General features: G+C 65.6%; 1 protein-coding gene. It reads right to left on the bottom strand.

All coding sequences use genetic code 11. The annotated features are described in order from the left end of the window. Positions 1–13: 13 nt before the first annotated feature. Positions 14–262, bottom strand: a 249-nt coding sequence (locus tag AC0IYH_RS32185; RefSeq protein ID WP_471838376.1) for an AAA family ATPase, incomplete at its 5' end; no start/stop codon positions are given.

The following is a 262-nucleotide window of genomic DNA, read 5'->3' as shown; positions in this document are numbered from 1 at the left end:
CTCCCCGGAGGTGTCAGTCCCCCGCGTTCAGGTGTTCGAGCACGAAGCCGACCCGCTCAGCGACGGATGCGCGCGGCAGTTCGACGATCGTGTAGCCATAGTCGGCATAGGTCGCGCGCATGATCGATTCGGTCGCGGCGGCGAGCTGCATCGACTGTTGGCGCTCCGCATCCTCAGTGAAGATCTCCGCCCAGAATGGCGCGAGAAACACGCGGCGGTTGTACCGGTGCGAACGCACCGCCTGATCCAGCACGGGCGGTAC

It is taken from the genome of Pseudomonas sp. AC463 (assembly GCF_979253585.1).
This window is presented reverse-complemented; position numbering and strand designations above follow the sequence as displayed.